The 15,788-nt window shown below is 61.2% G+C and carries 15 protein-coding genes and 3 pseudogenes; 11 read left to right on the top strand and 7 right to left on the bottom strand.

All coding sequences use genetic code 11. The annotated features are described in order from the left end of the window. The first annotated feature begins 438 nt into the window (after positions 1-438). The 4 genes from PVE73_RS18080 (at position 439) to PVE73_RS18065 (ending at position 4,205) form a co-directional block, all read left to right on the top strand. The gene (locus PVE73_RS18080) at positions 439-1,401 is read left to right on the top strand and encodes a tripartite tricarboxylate transporter substrate binding protein (RefSeq protein WP_277363574.1); all 963 of its coding nucleotides are present in this window, start codon (positions 439-441) and stop codon (positions 1,399-1,401) included. Positions 1,402-1,454: 53 nt separating this feature from the next. Further along, positions 1,455-2,180, top strand: a complete 726-nt coding sequence (locus PVE73_RS18075; protein WP_277363573.1) for an RraA family protein — start codon at positions 1,455-1,457, stop codon at positions 2,178-2,180. A 65-nt stretch (positions 2,181-2,245) separates the two neighbouring features. Beyond that, positions 2,246-2,698 carry a tripartite tricarboxylate transporter TctB family protein gene (locus PVE73_RS18070; protein ID WP_277363572.1) on the top strand — a complete coding sequence of 151 codons (453 nt, stop codon included), beginning with the start codon at positions 2,246-2,248 and terminating at the stop codon, positions 2,696-2,698. Positions 2,699-2,702: 4 nt separating this feature from the next. Beyond that, a complete protein-coding gene (locus tag PVE73_RS18065) occupies positions 2,703-4,205 on the top strand; it encodes a tripartite tricarboxylate transporter permease (RefSeq protein ID WP_277363571.1) in 1,503 nt (500 codons plus the stop codon). A gap of 14 nt (positions 4,206-4,219) precedes the next feature. Here PVE73_RS18065 and PVE73_RS18060 read toward each other — a convergent pair whose 3' ends face one another. Then, a complete protein-coding gene (locus tag PVE73_RS18060; protein ID WP_277363570.1) occupies positions 4,220-5,098 on the bottom strand; it encodes a helix-turn-helix domain-containing protein in 879 nt (292 codons plus the stop codon). 51 nt (positions 5,099-5,149) lie between these two features. On the opposite strand from PVE73_RS18060, the gene PVE73_RS18055 reads away from it, so the two are divergent. From PVE73_RS18055 to PVE73_RS18040, 4 genes and pseudogenes are all read left to right on the top strand, one after another. Continuing rightward, positions 5,150-6,139 carry a fumarylacetoacetate hydrolase family protein gene (locus PVE73_RS18055; RefSeq protein WP_277363569.1) on the top strand — a complete coding sequence of 330 codons (990 nt, stop codon included), beginning with the start codon at positions 5,150-5,152 and terminating at the stop codon, positions 6,137-6,139. Positions 6,140-6,142: 3 nt separating this feature from the next. Beyond that, positions 6,143-6,772 carry a flavin reductase family protein gene (locus tag PVE73_RS18050; RefSeq protein ID WP_277363568.1) on the top strand — a complete coding sequence of 210 codons (630 nt, stop codon included), beginning with the start codon at positions 6,143-6,145 and terminating at the stop codon, positions 6,770-6,772. A 2-nt stretch (positions 6,773-6,774) separates the two neighbouring features. Further along, positions 6,775-7,503 carry a hypothetical protein gene (locus PVE73_RS18045; protein WP_277363567.1) on the top strand — a complete coding sequence of 243 codons (729 nt, stop codon included), beginning with the start codon at positions 6,775-6,777 and terminating at the stop codon, positions 7,501-7,503. Between the two features lie 20 nt (positions 7,504-7,523). Continuing rightward, positions 7,524-7,643: pseudogene (locus tag PVE73_RS18040) on the top strand (3-keto-5-aminohexanoate cleavage protein); the annotation flags it as partial. Positions 7,644-7,664: 21 nt separating this feature from the next. Here the strand turns inward: PVE73_RS18040 and PVE73_RS18035 are convergent. After that, positions 7,665-7,946 (bottom strand): annotated as a pseudogene (locus PVE73_RS18035) (IS3 family transposase); the annotation flags it as partial. A 461-nt stretch (positions 7,947-8,407) separates the two neighbouring features. Here PVE73_RS18035 and PVE73_RS18030 point away from each other — a divergent pair. Further along, positions 8,408-8,803 carry an SH3 domain-containing protein gene (locus PVE73_RS18030; protein ID WP_277363566.1) on the top strand — a complete coding sequence of 132 codons (396 nt, stop codon included), beginning with the start codon at positions 8,408-8,410 and terminating at the stop codon, positions 8,801-8,803. 1,035 nt (positions 8,804-9,838) lie between these two features. On the opposite strand, the gene PVE73_RS18025 is transcribed toward PVE73_RS18030, so the two are convergent. Then, positions 9,839-11,008, bottom strand: a complete 1,170-nt coding sequence (locus PVE73_RS18025) for a serine hydrolase domain-containing protein (protein ID WP_277363565.1) — start codon at positions 11,006-11,008, stop codon at positions 9,839-9,841. Continuing rightward, positions 11,005-11,448 carry a hypothetical protein gene (locus PVE73_RS18020; RefSeq protein ID WP_277363564.1) on the bottom strand — a complete coding sequence of 148 codons (444 nt, stop codon included), beginning with the start codon at positions 11,446-11,448 and terminating at the stop codon, positions 11,005-11,007. Before PVE73_RS18020 ends, PVE73_RS18025 begins: the two co-directional genes overlap by 4 nt. Positions 11,449-11,609: 161 nt before the next feature. On the opposite strand from PVE73_RS18020, the gene PVE73_RS18015 reads away from it, so the two are divergent. Next, entirely contained in the window at positions 11,610-12,335 is a 726-nt protein-coding gene (locus PVE73_RS18015; protein ID WP_277363563.1) for a response regulator, read from the top strand. Between the two features lie 2 nt (positions 12,336-12,337). Further along, on the top strand, positions 12,338-13,684 hold the full coding sequence (locus tag PVE73_RS18010; RefSeq protein WP_277363562.1) for an ATP-binding protein: 1,347 nt from the start codon (positions 12,338-12,340) through the stop codon (positions 13,682-13,684). Positions 13,685-13,794: 110 nt separating this feature from the next. Here PVE73_RS18010 and PVE73_RS18005 read toward each other — a convergent pair whose 3' ends face one another. The 3 genes and pseudogenes from PVE73_RS18005 to PVE73_RS17995 all read right to left on the bottom strand — a co-directional run bounded on the left by PVE73_RS18005 (position 13,795) and on the right by PVE73_RS17995 (position 15,678). Beyond that, positions 13,795-14,016: an SDR family oxidoreductase gene (locus tag PVE73_RS18005; RefSeq protein WP_277367499.1), complete on the bottom strand. Its 222-nt coding sequence runs from the start codon at positions 14,014-14,016 to the stop codon at positions 13,795-13,797. Beyond that, positions 14,011-14,664 (bottom strand): annotated as a pseudogene (locus PVE73_RS18000) (SDR family oxidoreductase); the annotation flags it as partial. The pseudogene PVE73_RS18000 and the gene PVE73_RS18005, both read right to left, overlap by 6 nt. A 213-nt stretch (positions 14,665-14,877) precedes the next feature. Further along, positions 14,878-15,678, bottom strand: a complete 801-nt coding sequence (locus PVE73_RS17995; protein ID WP_277363561.1) for a methyltransferase — start codon at positions 15,676-15,678, stop codon at positions 14,878-14,880. Positions 15,679-15,788: the final 110 nt, after the last annotated feature.

The raw sequence follows: 15,788 nt of genomic DNA, 5'->3' as shown, positions 1-15,788 counted from the left end.
CCGCGTGTCGGTTATTGCCAACCGCGAATATTTATTCTCAAAGCAGACACACTATTGCGATGGGAACGCGGTGCGCAATATTCTGACGTGCCTTGTTCGCGCGATGGCGGATTACGCGCGCGAGGCTTCGACATGCTGATGCGGCCTCGACGCCAACACACCCGACGCAGTCTAATGATGTTCCCGGACTTGCATTAGCACGTGTTCCAGCCCTCGAGTCGACCGCTCGAGCGAGGGCGCCATCAGGTAGGACGTCGCTGCCTTTTCCATATAGCGTAAACTCGTCATCCAAGAGGTGTTGTATTTCTGGGCTTATTCCAACATGCGGAACAGCTTCGGATCGGGCTGGCGGCCTGCTGTCTTGCCGCCTAGAGGGGAAGGGTCACCTAGAGGAGGCTCGTAGACACGAGTTAGGGCGGCATAGCGGGAGTAAGTCATATGTTCAAGAACTATTTAGCCAGCGCAACACTCGGTCTGGTAGCGCTCGGGTTTGCTGCGTCAGCGGCGGTTGCGCAAGATTATCCGGATCGGCCGATCACCCTCGTCGTTCCGTTCGCCGCCGGCGGCGGCACGGACATCCTGGCGCGCAAGGTCGCCGACGGTATCTCCAAGAGCCTCGGCCAGCCGGTGGTTGTCGAGAACAAGCCGGGCGCAGGCAGCCTGATCGGCATCCAGTACGCCTCTCAGCAGAAGCCGGACGGCTACACTTTGCTGATGATGTCCTCGTCCTACGTGACCAACGCCGTCCTCAGCGAGGAGAAGCCGTACGATCCGGCCGTCGACTTCGAGCCGGTCACCATGGTCTCGATCTCGCCAACGGCGCTCGTAGTCCATCCGAGCGTCAACGCCGAGAACCTCAAGGAGTTCATCGACCTCGCCAAGAGGGAACCGGGATCGGTCAACTACGGCACCTTCGGCGACCGCTCGCAGCCGCACCTGTCGTCCGTTTTGTTCGGTGCGGAAGCCGGCCTTGAGATGAACGCAATCCCTTACAACGGCGGCGGCCCGGCCGTGACCGCGGTTGTCAGCGGCGAAGTTGACATGCTGATGCCGACCATCATGCTGGTGCAGCCGCATGTCGAGAGCGGCGCCCTGCGTGCCCTGGCGATAGCCTCGTCCGACCGCAGCCCGCTCGCGCCTGAAGTCCCTACCTTCGCAGAAGCCGGCTTCCCGTTCGAGATGGGTACCTGGTTCGGCATCGCGGCTCCGGCCGGCACCGACGCCGAGATCGTCAAGACGGTTTCGGATGCAGCAATAGCGTTCCTGACAACCGACGAGATGCGCAAGGAGATTGAGGGCGAGGGCTCCGTACTGCTGGCGCTCGACCCGGCCAAGACTAAGGACTTCATCATCAACGAGATCGATCGTTGGACAAAGGTCAAGGAAAGAGGCCTCTTCTAGCGAACGTCAATTCGGGCGGCCTCAGCCGCCCGGTTTGCTCTACGGATATAACCATGACAACGCGACTGACTGGCAAGATCGCTGCAGAGCGCATCGCTGCGCTCGACATTCCGCGCCCGTCGCAGGACATCACCGACACCTTCAGGACCATCGGCTGCGATACCTCGATGGTGTCGGACGTGATGGACAAGCTGGGCCTCGTCGGCGCGGTCGCCGCGTCACAGTTGCAGCCCACCATTCACGGCCAGCCAATCGTTGGCCCGGCGGTAACGGTCCGCCACGAACCGCTGCGCGGAGACGGAAACCCGCACCAGCGCGCGGCGGCAGGCTTCAACGGCATGGCCGAGATGGAGGCGCATAACCTCGCCAAGCCCGGTGACGTTATCGTCATTCAGGGCGTGGCGGGCCTCTCCAATATGGGTGGTGTTTCCTCGACCATCGCGCAGCGCCAGGGCGTCATCGGCGCCATCGTTGACGGCGGCATCCGCGACCTCAATCTGTCGCGGGAAATCGGCTTTCCGAAATGGGCAACCGAGGTTAGCCCTATCACCGGCAAGTGGCGCGTACAGACCACGGAAATCAATGGCCCCGTCAGCATCTGCGGCCTGCGCGTCAGTCCGGGCGACCTGATCGTTGCCGACGACACGGGCGTCTGCATCGTGCCGCACGAGCATGCGCGCGCCGTCGCCGAAGGCTGCCTGAAGATGTTCGAACTTGAAGGCCGCCGTATCGAAGCCGTCCGCGCAGGCGCGCATATCGCCGACCTGCCGAAGGCCTGAGTTGCAGAGCCACGGTGTTCGCTCGCGGTCCGGGTGAACAGCGGTGTACTAGCGGAGGACCAGACATGCTGCGGTTTTTACTGCGCAGTGCGGACGGGCTAACTGCCCTTCTATTCGTCGCGTTCGGCCTCGCGGTCGCCTGGGGCGCAACCAGCTATTCACTCGGAACCCCAGGCCGGATGGGGCCGGGGTTCTTTCCGTTCGTCCTCGGCAGCCTGCTCACCTTACTCGGCCTTGGCGTCTTCGTCTCCGGTTGGGTGAAGCGCGAGCCCGGCGAGTTCGGTCCGACGCCTTGGCGGGCGATCGTCTGCATCACCGCTTCTGCCGCCGCTGCCGGCGTATTGCTGGAATCGTTCGGGCTTGCGCCGGCGGTCATCGCATCGACCTTCATGAGCGCCCTGTCGGAGCCGCGCGCAAACTGGCTGCGCGTCGCCGCCGTCTCGATTGCTTTGGTCATCTTTGCGTGGCTTGTTTTCATCGTCGGGCTCGATCTGCGCCTACCGATGGTGAGGTTCTGACGACATGGAGTTCATAGACAATCTCGCGCTCGGATTCTCGCATTCGCTGGCGCTGCACAACATCCTCTACTGCTTCACCGGCGCGCTGCTGGGCACCGCCATCGGCGTCCTGCCGGGGCTAGGGCCGCTTGCAACCATAGCGATGCTCCTGCCGCTGACGTTCACGCTCGACCCGATCTCGGCGCTGATCATGCTTGCTGGCATCTACTACGGCGCGCAATATGGTGGCTCCACCACGGCGATCCTCGTTAACCTGCCGGGCGAGAACTCGTCAGTCGTCACCGCGATCGACGGTTACCAGATGGCGAGACAGGGACGCGGAGGTGCGGCGCTCGCAACCGCCGCACTTGCTTCAGTGCTCGCCGGCACCCTGGCGACCATTTTCATCGCCAGCTTCTCGCCACTCCTCGCCAGGGCCGCGCTGTCTTTCAAGTCGCCCGAGTATTTTTCACTGATGATCGTCGGCCTGATCGCGGCGGTGATCCTCGCCAACGGATCGATCATCAAGGCGCTCGGTATGGTCGTGATCGGCCTAATCCTTGGCACCGTCGGCACCGACCTCAACAGCGGCGTAACCCGCTTCGGCTTCGGCAGACTGGAGATGATGTCCGGCCTGGAATTCGTCGCCATCTCGATGGGGCTGTTCGCCTTTGCAGAGATCATGGTGAATGTTGCGCAGAAAACTTCAGGAAAGACCGATCTCCACAGCGTATCCCGTTTGTGGCCGTCGAAGGAAGATTTCCGCCTCGGCACGCCGGCGGCAATCCGCGGCACGCTACTCGGCGCCATCCTCGGTATCCTGCCGGGCGGCGGCGCGGCGCTCGCCTCCTTTTCTGCCTACTCGCTGGAAAAGAAGGTCGCTCGTGATCCGTCGGCGTTCGGCCAAGGTGCGATCCAAGGCGTAGCAGCTCCGGAAGCGGCCAACAATGCTGCGGCGCAAACGTCGTTCATCCCAATGCTGACGCTTGCCATTCCGTCTAACGGCGTGATGGCGCTTATGATGGGTGCGATGATGGTGCACAATATCGTCCCCGGCCCGATGATCCTGACCCAGAACGCGCCGATGTTCTGGGCGCTGGTTACGTCGATGCTGATTGGCAACGTTATTCTGGTATTGCTCAACCTGCCGCTCGTCGGTCTGTGGGTGAAGCTGATCAGCGTGCCCTATACGGTGCTCTATCCCGCGATCCTGATGTTCTGCCTGATCGGCCTCTACGGCATCGAGAATTCGAGCTTCAATGTCTATGTCGCTGCGGTATTCGGCCTCGTCGGTTTCCTGCTGTCGCGGCTGAGGTGCGAGCCGGCGCCGCTGCTGCTCGGCTTCATCCTCGGCCCGCTGCTGGAGGAAAACCTGCGCCGCTCGCTGCTCTTGTCGAAGGGCGATTTTTCGATCTTCATCAGCCGGCCAATCTCGCTGTTGCTGTTGCTCCTGGCGGCCGTGCTGCTTCTGTCCACGATACTGCCCAACCTTCGTAAGAAGCGCGAAGAAGCCTTCGCGGGGGATTGATTCCTGCCCAACCCTCACACGATCGGCCTGGAGCGCTTGTTGCTGCCGCTGCGCTCCCCTTCCATCACTGCTCGCTCGCTCACCGAAATGGACGACGGCGTGGCCTGCAGCCACTCAAGAATCTCCTGAGCGGTTTCCTTCAGTTCATCGGCAAGCCTGCACTTCCCGTTCTCGTGCAAGGTCGAGCGGAAAAAAGTGCAGCCTATTGTCGCCGCCACGCGGCCCGTGGGGTGGAGAACCGGTACGGCTATCGTGTTGGTTTGGGGATCCGTCGTAAGGTCGCGCTCGGCCCAGCCCTGGCGACGGTAGATGTCCATGTATGGCTCGATGAACATGCGGCCGTCCTTGTCGAGGCGGCTGAGCAGTTGTTCGCGCTCGTCGTCCGGGCAGAAGGCGAGATAGGCGCGGCCATGGGCCCGGTGCAATATGCTGAGCCGTCGGCTCATCGTTGAGTGCGTATGCGACAAAGGACTGCGCGAAATGGTCGAATAGCGCACCACCATGTGCTCGAAATCGAGGACTGCCAAGGCCGCCGGCCACAGCACGCGTTCCGTTAGGCTGTCGAGGCGTGGCGCTGCGGCCTCAACGAGCCTTGCTACCGCGTTGTAGCCGTCGCTGAGCGCCAGAACGCGAGAGGACAGGCAATAGCCGGCATTGCGCTCCAGCCGTGTGACATAGCCGCGGCTCTCCAACACTTTCAACATCCGCACGATCGTTGGCTTGGGATATCCGGTCCGGGCATGGATCTCGCGCACGCGCAGCGGCCCAAGGTGGTTCATTGCTTCGAGGATGGCCAACCCTTTTTCAAGCGAAGTTTCGGAGGACATCGTCACCGTCAATAAGTTGAGTTGTTCCAGATTGCGGAACGTTCCCGCATCAAGCTCTTCTTCCACGACATATCCGCGTTAAGGAGAACAATCATATCACAGTAGGGATAATTCAAGATGAAGCTGGGAACCATCCTTCATAACGGCCGCCGGGAGCTCGTCGCGGCGCTTGCCGAAGACAAGGTGGTGCTCTTGCGTTCTCTGCTCGACGAGGCGGGCTTGGGCCAGGCGGGGCAGTCGCTGAACGATTTCATCGAAGCAGGCGATGCTGCGCTCGCTGCCGCCCGTATCATTCTGTCGCGCCCCGACCTTCCTGAGGGCTCGGTGCTCTCCGCTGCGGATCTGGACTGGCTAGCGCCCCAGCCGCGCCCCAGCAAAATCCTTGGTGTCGCCTTCAACAACATGGGTATCCGCAAGGCTGCGTTCCGAGATCCGGGCGTGCCGAATTTCTTCCTCAAAGCTCCGTCCTCGCTGACGGGACACCGCAAGCCCATCGTCATCCGGAAGCACTACGGCGAAACGATCCCCGAGCTGGAACTTGCTGGCATTATGGGTAGGCGCCTCAAGGATGCCACCGTCGAGGAGGCCCGCGCCGCACTGTTCGGGTTCGGCATTATCAACGATATTACGTCGCACGGCATGAAGTTCCAGCTTGACTCAATTTCGACCTCCCGCGCCTCTGACCTGTTACGCCCCTTCCATCTCAATTGGCGGCGCCAGCATGGGGAGGATGACCGCGACGTCCACTACGTCTACCATGCTCGCTCCAAGGCGACAGATACGTTTGGCCCGATGGCGCCGTGGATCACAACGGCCGACGAGGTTGAAAATCCCAACAATCTTGCCGTTACCGGCTGGTTCAACGGTGAAGTATTTGCTGAGGACACGACCTCCAATTACCGCTTCAAGGTCGAGGAAGTGGTCGCCGAAGCATCACGCTATTTCACGTTGGAGCCCGGCGACATGTTCTGCTTCGGCACCTCGGCGCGTGGCAACGAGAAGTTTCCCCACGGGCATCGCAGCGTGAACCTCCATGAACTGCAGGGCGAAGTGGTCGTGGAGATCGCCGGCCTCGGCCGTCTTTGCAATCCGGTCGTTCTGGAATAGGCCATGCTGATCGATCTGCGCAACGCCGCCCTGTCCGATCGCGGGCTGATGAACGCCATAGTCGCCCCGCGCCCCATCGCGTGGATCGGCAGCCAGGATGCATCAGGGCGGGGCAATCTCGCCCCGTTCTCGCATTTCAACGTCGCGTCCAGCGCCCCGCCGGTCATCTCAGTGTCGATGAATACGCCCGACGACCGACCGCGCAAGGACAGTCTCGCGAACATCCTGGAGACCGAGGTCTTCTCCGTCAACCTGGTCAGCGAATCCTTGCTGCATCGCATGGTAGCGACGTCGACGGCCCTGCCAAAGGGAGTGGACGAGGCGGGCGAATGTGATGTTGCCACCGAGCCTTGCGACTTCATCGCCGCTCCGCGCGTAGTAGAATCCCCGGCGACGCTCGAATGTCGCCTCTACCGCGTGATCGAGATCGAGCCGGAGCGCGAGGACGACACGAAGAGCAGCCTCGTCCTCGGCCGCGTTATAGGCATTGCCCTTCGCGATGACTGTCTCGACGAACGCTCCCGCTTCGACCCTCAAAGAGCTGCGCTTGTCGCGCGCTCCGCTGGTATCCATTATCTGACTATTCGCGACACGGTGCAGGTATCAGCGCCGTTCAAGCGGGCAGGGAGCTGACCATGAAGCCGACCGAGCACGCCTACAGCCTCTTCGATGAGGACACCACAAAGGCGCAGCTTGAAGGCGGCGGCATCGTCGTTCGCCGCCTTCACGCGCAAGAGAACGCTGAGGGCCTGACGACGCCGTCGGGCTGCGAGTCGATACTGATTCTGATGGGCAGCAGTGCGCTCGTCGGTGGCCAGAGGATAGCAGGGACGCGCCAGCTCGCCATCCTTGCTCCCGATGCCTCCATCGAATTGGAAAGAGAGACGCTTGCCTGGCTGATTTCGGCTGTGATGGACGCTGCACCATTCACCCGCCTCGCCGCGCTTCCTGAGATTTTCGACATGGATGGGCTGCAGCCGCCTGCGGATAATCCCCGCCTGAAGATGCTGCAGACCGACGCGATGAGCATCAACTGGGTGCGCTATCAGGGTCCGCGTGACCGGCGCCAGCTTTCGCCCCATTCGCATGCCACTTTCGCGCAAGGCTCCCTCGCTCTGGAAGGCCGTTTCATCCATCATCTGCGCACACCGTGGGGAAAAGATGCCGACGGCTGGCGCGAGGATGTGCATTTAGCTGCGGATTCACCAAGCCTAACGACAATCCCTGCCGGCGTTGAACACACGACCGAGGGCGTGGACGGTGATTGGCATCTGCTGATCGATCTTTTCGAGCCCCCGCGCCGTGACTACATCGAACGCGGATGGATACTCAACGCAATGGATTACCAGCCAACCTCCAAGTGATCGAAGGCGAACCATCCCCCATGCTCACCGCAGTCCGCCCCGTACACATTGCCGTGGCGCCGAATGGTGGCCGCAGAACCAAGGCAGACCATCCTGCCTTGCCAATCGGCCCAGCCGAACTCGCACGTACTGCCGCCGAGATGCCTGCTGCCGGTTTTCGGTTAAGCTAGCATCGCTTGCTCCTTGAACTCGACGGGGCTAAGGTAGCCCAGTGTCGAGTGGCGTCGCCGAGGGTTGTAGAAGCGCTCGACGTAGTCGAACACATCCGCCTTGGCGTCATCCCTCGTCCTGTAGACCTTCCGCGCGGCGCGTTCGGTCTGAGCGACGAGAAGAAGCTTCTCCATCACAGCATTGTCCCAGACGTTGCCCGACCGGCTCATTGAGCAGGTGATGCCGTGATCGGCCATCAGACGCTGGAACTGCTCGCTCGTATAACCGGATCCTCGTCGCTGTTGTAGCGTATGGGCGGTGCTTTCGGCATCGCCCTTTCTCTTGGATGCTTCCGCCTGGCGGTTGGGCATATGTGGTGACAAAACGTTGCGTTGCTTTGTGCCTGCTCCTCGCGGGCATGCAGGGGTGGAGGCGAGCAGGTTGAATACCTGCTCACTCAGAAGGGACAGGACCTGAAGCCGGTCATCATTGCGCTGACGGAGTGGGGCGACAAATGGGTACGACCCGGTCCGGTCGTTTTCGAGACCAGCGCTGATGGTCAACCCGTCGCCCTTCAACTCCGCCACGTTGGCGATGGCAAAGGGATTGCGGTCTCCGATGTGGGCGTCAGACGACGCTAGCCATTTGTTGCGCCTCTTTACCGCCGAGGCGCTCTGCTACAGTTTGTTACACACCGATCACACAACGTTTTCGAACCGGCTCGATCATGGAGCGATCAAATCAGGAGATCCCCATGAAGCTCGCCAAATTGTTCTTACCGGCCCTTGCGGCCTTCGCTCTCTCGACAGGCATGGTTTCGGCCAACCCGGGCATGACGACAGCATCCGTCAACATGCGCATGGGCCCCGGAACGCAGCATCCGGTGATCGTGGCGATTCCACAGAGCCAGCCTGTCACCATTGTCGGCTGCACTTCCGGAGCCGTGTGGTGTGATGTCGTCTGGGCAAGCTATAGGGGATGGGTATCGGCCGGATACATACACTACTATACGACCCCAACCACGCCGGTTCCGGTTACGACCATCTATCAGCGGCTCCCCGTGGTCACCCCCTGGGCCGACGCGCGACGCGACGCCCGTGTTCAGTATCGGGTGGAACGGCGTTGGGACCGTTGGCTGGGCAACGAATAGTCCCGCCGCCGCAAACTGCTGAAACGACTGGCCAGGCAACGCGGTCGGAACGGAAATGCTGTTCCGACCGCCCCGCCATCGCTTGAACGTTAGATCGGTACTGTGACGGTAGTGCGCTCAATCCCACTTTGTTGGATCGCCATGAGTGTCTAGCCCGGCGGCGCCGCCATGGGCCGGAGGAAGTCGTTCGCGGTGGCTTCTACGCTGGAGAAAACGTCCGCCGCATCTCGAGCTGTGATATTGCGCTGCGGCGCCAGCCGGCGTTCGCCAACGCGCCGTTGCACAGAGTCTCGGGAACCACTGCGGGAATGCTCCAATGGCCCGGCTGCCTCGCAATGATGGCCCTCGTCATTTCGCTTGCAAGACCTTTCCCACGCTCGTCGGGGGCAACCGCCATAGACATGATCCGGCCCTTGCCCTCCTTGAACGAGTATAGAGCTGCCGCCGTGCCGGCGGCGTTGGCAAACCCGCACAGATGGGGAGCGATCGAGACGATCGATTCTGTGGCGATCTGCCATGGCAGATCGCGTGGAAGAAGCGGAGCAATGATTTCCAATGCGGCATCGGGCGCGCGGGTGTGCCACCCTGGTCTGACCACCGACGCCCCTGCGTGTTCGATTTGATAGCCATCAGTCGCCTAGCCACCTTGAAGCCGTGATTTTCGTAGAGTCGGATCGCTGCCGCATTCGTCGCGATGACCTCGAGCCGCATCACTTGATCGGCGCGTGCACGAGCATCAGCGAGCGCCCGCGTGACGGCGCTGTGTCCAAGCTGCCTTCCACGATGAGACTTTTGAAAGCCCAGAGCGGCAAGCCTCGAAACCTGCCCGCGCCGCGCAACGAGCATGACGCTGATAGGCTCTCCGGAAGGCGCTTCGATAACGTAGCTGCTCGCAAGATCGATGCCGTCCACGCCGATCATCCGAACGACGCTGTCTTCCGTGAAGGTGATCGGCACGAGGTAGCCCTCGTAGCCGCGAGGCCCGACAGATCGACCTTCATCGCGGGTTTGAAGAGCAAATCAGGCACGGTTGTTTCACTGCTGATCAACTTGGAGAATCCTTCGGAAATCATTGAGGATTACTTCGCGCGCGGCAAACAGATTTTCCCTCACGCGCGGAAATCGGTGACGCATGACGAAAATGCCGTAGATGTCGTTCTGCCGGTCAATCCATGGCCAAGTGCCCAAAGCGCCCGGACTGGACACCAATAGACACCGCCCGAAATGATCCGCTCGCTCACACCAATTCCCCAACGCATAGCCGTCGACGGCGTACAGATGCCCTCCGGCCGATATCCCACCTCCTCGCGGCTCAGAAGGGGATATTCCCGGTCGGGGTTCGCCTTCATAGGGGCTCCATCCAGCACACCCTGGAGGGCAGTAGGTCAGTTCGACGTCAGCGGTCTGAAGCGTTTCCATCTGTTCAACAGCGCGTTCTGACAGAATGCGCGAGCCGCCAAAGACACCGCCATTGGCGAGCATCGTCAGAAACCGCCCGTAGTCGGCCGCGGTGGTCATCAGTCCGGCCTGAATGATGGGATTCGTGACGGCGTCGGGATCAATATTGGGATGGAGCGGGTGGGTCCACCAACTCCGGGTCATGCCGAGAGGACCGGCAAGACGCTCCTGAAAGATCTCCTCCCAATGCTGCCCGGTAATCTGCTCAACCAGGGCGCCCGCAATCTGCATGGCGCCGCTTCCGTACTTGAACACTGTCCCCGGCGGATCCTCGAGCGGCCGGCCCAATATGCGCGCGGCCGAATCGGCCAGCGAAATGTCCGGCGGTTGAGTCAGGTCCGCGAAGCTCTCGATGCTTCCCTGTCCCGTGGTGTAAGACAACATCTGGCGTAGTGTGATCTGGCCGGCCTCAGGCGCGCCAGTCGCCATGCGCAAACCGATGGGTTCGTCGAGGGAAAGCCGCCCTTTGTCAACGAACGTCATGACGAGTGCCGCAGCGACCCATTTAGACGCAGAAGCGACCGGGAGTGGCTCGTCAATGTCGATTTCGCCGGCCACCTCCTGATGAACCAGCCGCCCGTTTCGATAGACTAGTGCGGCAACGCCTTGCGCCCCGTCATCCTCCACGATTGCTTGAAGCGCTGCGGTCAAGCGGGCCCGAGATGCCGGAAGATCACCGACGTCCGATGCGGCTGCGGGCGTAAGTAGGAGCGTGACAACCGCCGCCGCTAACGCGCGCCTGTTCATCGGCGAAGATCCTGCGCATTCTGGCGGAACAATTGCAATTCTCCAGAGTCGATCACGCCGTTCCCGTCCGTGTCGGCGTAGGCAAATACATAGGAAGGACCGCCGACGAACTCTTCATGGCTCATCCGATCATCGCCATTGCGGTCGAAAACCTGCAGGAACTCATTCAAACGTTCGCCGATCTGCTGCCGCGCCAGAGGACGGCGCGGAGCATCGGAATTGTCCAGATAGCCGTCGCGGTTTCGGTCCAGTCTGTCGAACAAAGTGGACCGAGCCTCCTGGAATTCATCTCTGGTCACTTGCCCATCGCCGTTTAGATCGGCGCGCGTGAGCATTTGAGCAGTATCCAGTCGTTGCGCGAACGCTGGATTGGCGGCAGATAGAGCGCCCGCGCCCACCACGATGGCGAGAGCGGTGCAGCGTAGAGAGAGCTGTGTCATTCGAGGTACCTCCATGCGTGGAGGCAATGAATGACAGACATGCGCCCGTCGCTGACGAATGAACCGTGTCCTATTGCAACAAAGTGTAACACCGGCAATTCGCTCTTGATCGGAACGCGAAGTTGGCAAGAGTTCAAGTACTGCAAGTAACAGGCCTGACCATGTCCGAAAGCAGCTTGATTGCCATCGTCGAGGATGATCCCGAGATCAGAACCCTGGTCGCAAACCTTCTTTATCGCGAAGGTTTCGAGGTCAGCCAATGCGAGGGTGCCGACGAACTCGACCGGCTGCTGAACCGCCGTCGTGTCGATCTGGTGCTGCTCGACTTGATGCTCGAGGGCGAAGACGGCCTGTCGATCTGTCGCCGGCTCCAGAACGCCGAGATCAAGATTCCCGTCCTGATGGTGACCGCAAAGGGTGACGACGTCGACCGGATCATCGGCCTGGAATTCGGGGCCGATGATTATCTGCCCAAGCCGTTCAATCCCCGAGAACTCATAGCGCGCGTCCGGGCGATCCTGCGACGGACTCGCGACGTGCATCGTCCATCGGCCATGGCCAGACGCGTCTTCGCTTTCGCCGGTTGGGAACTCGATGCAGGTTCACGCGTGCTCCGCGATCCGCGCGGAAATAACGTCGAGTTGACGGGTGGGGAATTCGACCTCCTTCTCGCCTTGGCAAGCCATCCGCAGCGCGTTCTGACGCGGGATCAACTTCTCGACTGGACACGTGGTCGGGACGCCAACCCCTACGACCGCACAATCGACGTGCAACTCAGCCGGCTCCGGCGCAAGCTCGGTGATGATCCGAAGACGCCAACAATGATCCGAACGATCAGAGGCGGCGGATACCTGTTCGCGCCCCCGGTCGAAGAACTGCGGCGATAAATATGGCCAGCGTCTTCAACAGCCTGCTCTTTCGCATTGGCGCCGTGTTCCTCCTTGCCATGCTGACGCTGCAGACGGCGATCCTTGCAGCGGTCCTCTGGCCCGACGGCAGACCGGCCGTGTTCCGTCTCATCGACCCGATCGAGGTGGCGGAGATCGCAGATGCGCTGGAGACGGTCGATCCCGCCCAGCAGGCCCAGGTCCTGGCCGCCATCAACAATGGCGCGACTATCGTCGAGCTGCTGCCCGGCTTTCCCCGGAATGCAGGTGATGCCGGTGGGCTGCGCGCCGCGCCACGACTTGAGCAGCAGTTTGCCGAGTTTGCCTCGGAGCTGGAGGGACGGGAACTCCAGGTCCAGATCCGCGAGGGCTATTTCTCCCGCGACGCCGACCTCCTTCAGGGACCGATCCGGCTGCTGGTCGAACTGCGCACCGGCCAGGTGATTGCGATCGAGCGTGCCCCGATCGTCCTTCAAACCATCGCCTCCCGCTATCTCGCCGTGGCCGGCGTGATTGCGGCTACATTGGCGATCCTTCTCATCATTCTGGTCTGGCAGGTCGTGCGGCCCGTCTCGCGTTTGGCCGAGGCCACCCATGCCTTTCGTGACGATACCCGCGCGCGGGACGTTCCGGTTTCCGGGGCGGGCGAACTCCGGGAACTCGCAGGCGCCTTCAATGACATGAAGGCGCGGATCAGCGGTCTTGTCGGCGAGCGGACCCGGGTTCTCGCGGCTATCGCCCATGATCTCCGCACCTACATCACACGGCTTCGCCTGCGGGTGCATTCTGTTGCCGACAGCGAGCAGCGGGACAAAGCGGTCGCGGATCTCGAGGAAATGTCGCAACTCCTTGATGATGTCCTGATGTTTGCCCGCAACGACGCAGCAGATGGCGAAGAATTACCGGTGATCGACGCGCAAGCAGCCGCGAACGAATACGTGGAGATACGTCGAGAGGCAGGAGATCCGGTCATCCTGGAGGCCACTGAGGGGCCGCTATACTGCCGCTGCGCCCCGCTCGCCTTCCGACGCATTCTGAGCAACCTGATCGACAACGCGATCCGGTATGGGAGGCGGGCGCGATTGAGGGTGCAGTTGACAGAAGATGTGGTCCTGACTGTCGATGACGACGGCCCCGGCATCCCCGGCGACAAAATTGAGGCGATGACCGAGCCCTTCGAACGGCTCGAACCATCGCGCGGACGGCGAACGGGAGGGGCCGGACTCGGATTATCGATCGTCAAGGCGCTGGTCGAGAGCCACGGCGGTTCCCTTGTCCTCGCGAACAGGAGCGACGGCGGGCTACGGGCCCAGGTTCATCTCGTTGCAGTCTCGAATGCAGACGATTAGTATAAATCGGATATCTGAGTTTCGAAGCAAAAGACTATAGACGACCTGCACAGCGAACCATTGCGCGATTTGGCAGCTCGCATTCCCGGTCGATGACAAACGATCGGTGCTTACCCCGCTGCGAAACGTTCACCCTGGATCATATTGAGCGCGTTACACCACCGTCGACGGCGGATGTTCTGGCCAGTGATATAGGCAGCGCCGTCCGAGGCCAGAAAAGCCATCGTGGCCGCAATTTCGGCACTTGTGCCATAGCGCTTCATCGGGACACCCTCGCGCCGTTCCTCGGTTTCCGGAAAGCTATCGATCCAACCCGGAAGCACATTGTTCATGCGGATGTTCTGGCCAGTGATATAGGCAGCGCCGTCCGAGGCCAGAAAAGCCATCGTGGCCGCAATTTCGGCACTTGTGCCATAGCGCTTCATCGGGACACCCTCGCGCCGTTCCTCGGTTTCCGGAAAGCTATCGATCCAACCCGGAAGCACATTGTTCATGCGGATGTTGTCAGCCGCATAGGCATCCGCGAAGATTTTGCTGAAAGAGCGAGCCCTGCCGCGCGCGACGGCAGAGGTAGGGACCATGTCCGACTGCTCAAATGCCCAAGCCGTCGAAATGTTGATGATGGCGCCGGATTTCTGCCGCTGCATGACCGGCGTAACCAGACGGGTCGGCCGTACTGCATTCAGAAAATAGACATCGATGCCGGTGTGCCAGTCCTCGTCGGTCAGTTCGAGGATCGGCCTACGGGGGCTCGATACGGCCCAATTATCCAGCGTCGCATCGACCAGTCGCTGAAGATCACTGGACGACTGGTTGGAGCCAGTTATGCCGACTCCACCGAGTTCCTTTGCGAGCGCCTCGCCCCTACCTGAAGAAGACGGGATCGCCAGATTGAAGCCGTCGGCCGCAAGGCGGCGAGCTGTCTCCGCGCCCATCCCGCTACCACCTGCCGTTATGATCGCCGCTTCTTCAATCATCACTTGCGCTCCTGCCATTGCTTTCCATGTCCGACCTATTGGTCGGGACGTGCCCGGTCAGTATTAGTCAACTGCCCATCTACGACCCGATCAAACGTGCCCGAAACAACCTGCAGCCGTCCGGCAGACGAGATCGGACAATGCCGCGAAATCCGGCCTCCGCCATCCATTCGCGATACTGGCTGTCTGTGTAGGATTCCCCCTACCGACAGAGATTCAGGAAGGTGAGATTGAGAAAACACCGTCTGGTGGCCCCAGACGGTCGTTATCGATCACGCCCCACCCGGCAATCACAACCTCGCCTCCCGGTGTGAGGCAACGTGCTGCATTCAGGATCGATTGCCGCGCCTGGTCCGGTGGCAAAACCTGAACGACCGCCTTCAGGATCGCGAGATCGTGCCGACCGGACGAGGGTGCGGCAACTATGTCGCCTTCTTCCACGGACACGTCTCCGACGCCATACTCTGACAGGATGGTTCTCGCGGCGGCAGCGACCGCCGGAAGCTCCAGCAGCGTCGCGGTGATATGCGGCCACCGCTCGCGGATACCTACCAGCACCGTGCCTGGACCTCCGCCGATGTCGATCACCGATCCAACCGCAGACAGATCCATCTCGCGCGCGAGATTTCGACCGAATGTCAGCGCTTCTGGCGCGATGTTGCGGCTGAAAGCGGCGGCGGCCTCGGGATCGGTCTCCGAAAAATCATGCAGGGCCACCGGCCGGTTCTCTCGCAAAGACTCCGCCGTAAGAAGGTCCGCGCCCCAGAGTTCGCGCAACAGTTCATGATCGCCACCGCGAAAGGTCGGTTTGGACGCATCTAGAAATGCGGACGCTTCGGGCCCGTTGCGGAACAGACCGTCCCTGACTTCGAGAAGACCAATACTGGCAAGCGCGTAGAGCAAACGCGACAGGCGATCAGCATCTATCGCGAGTATGCCATCGAGGTTGCGCGCAGTCGCAACTCCATCACCGATCGTAGTGAAGATCTCGAGCTCCAGAGCTGCACGCAGCGCCAAGGCAGGAGGCACTGCTGCGATGAGCTTTTCGATCCTTCAAAACTCACCATGTATCGCTGTCCCCGCTTCGGTTGGCCATGGGTCGGCGTCCACACGGCACTGGAATCGCA

The sequence above is a fragment of the Chelativorans sp. AA-79 genome (genome assembly GCF_029457495.1).
Lineage (GTDB): Bacteria > Pseudomonadota > Alphaproteobacteria > Rhizobiales > Rhizobiaceae > Chelativorans.
The sequence above is the reverse complement of the archived record's forward strand: the minus strand, read 5'-3'. Positions and strand labels throughout refer to the sequence as shown.

What these genes read in the sequence shown, in the direction of transcription:
- PVE73_RS18020 (WP_277363564.1), bottom strand. Translation starts at nt 11,448, where the DNA reads ATGACACAGCTCTCTCTACGCTGCACCGCTCTCGCCATCGTGGTGGGC.
- PVE73_RS18065 (WP_277363571.1), top strand. Translation starts at nt 2,703, where the DNA reads ATGGAGTTCATAGACAATCTCGCGCTCGGATTCTCGCATTCGCTGGCG.
- PVE73_RS18015 (WP_277363563.1), top strand. Translation starts at nt 11,610, where the DNA reads ATGTCCGAAAGCAGCTTGATTGCCATCGTCGAGGATGATCCCGAGATC.
- PVE73_RS18050 (WP_277363568.1), top strand. Translation starts at nt 6,143, where the DNA reads ATGCTGATCGATCTGCGCAACGCCGCCCTGTCCGATCGCGGGCTGATG.
- PVE73_RS18055 (WP_277363569.1), top strand. Translation starts at nt 5,150, where the DNA reads ATGAAGCTGGGAACCATCCTTCATAACGGCCGCCGGGAGCTCGTCGCG.
- PVE73_RS18075 (WP_277363573.1), top strand. Translation starts at nt 1,455, where the DNA reads ATGACAACGCGACTGACTGGCAAGATCGCTGCAGAGCGCATCGCTGCG.
- PVE73_RS18005 (WP_277367499.1), bottom strand. Translation starts at nt 14,016, where the DNA reads ATGAACAATGTGCTTCCGGGTTGGATCGATAGCTTTCCGGAAACCGAG.
- PVE73_RS18025 (WP_277363565.1), bottom strand. Translation starts at nt 11,008, where the DNA reads ATGAACAGGCGCGCGTTAGCGGCGGCGGTTGTCACGCTCCTACTTACG.
- PVE73_RS18070 (WP_277363572.1), top strand. Translation starts at nt 2,246, where the DNA reads ATGCTGCGGTTTTTACTGCGCAGTGCGGACGGGCTAACTGCCCTTCTA.
- PVE73_RS18045 (WP_277363567.1), top strand. Translation starts at nt 6,775, where the DNA reads ATGAAGCCGACCGAGCACGCCTACAGCCTCTTCGATGAGGACACCACA.
- PVE73_RS18030 (WP_277363566.1), top strand. Translation starts at nt 8,408, where the DNA reads ATGAAGCTCGCCAAATTGTTCTTACCGGCCCTTGCGGCCTTCGCTCTC.
- PVE73_RS18010 (WP_277363562.1), top strand. Translation starts at nt 12,338, where the DNA reads ATGGCCAGCGTCTTCAACAGCCTGCTCTTTCGCATTGGCGCCGTGTTC.
- PVE73_RS18080 (WP_277363574.1), top strand. Translation starts at nt 439, where the DNA reads ATGTTCAAGAACTATTTAGCCAGCGCAACACTCGGTCTGGTAGCGCTC.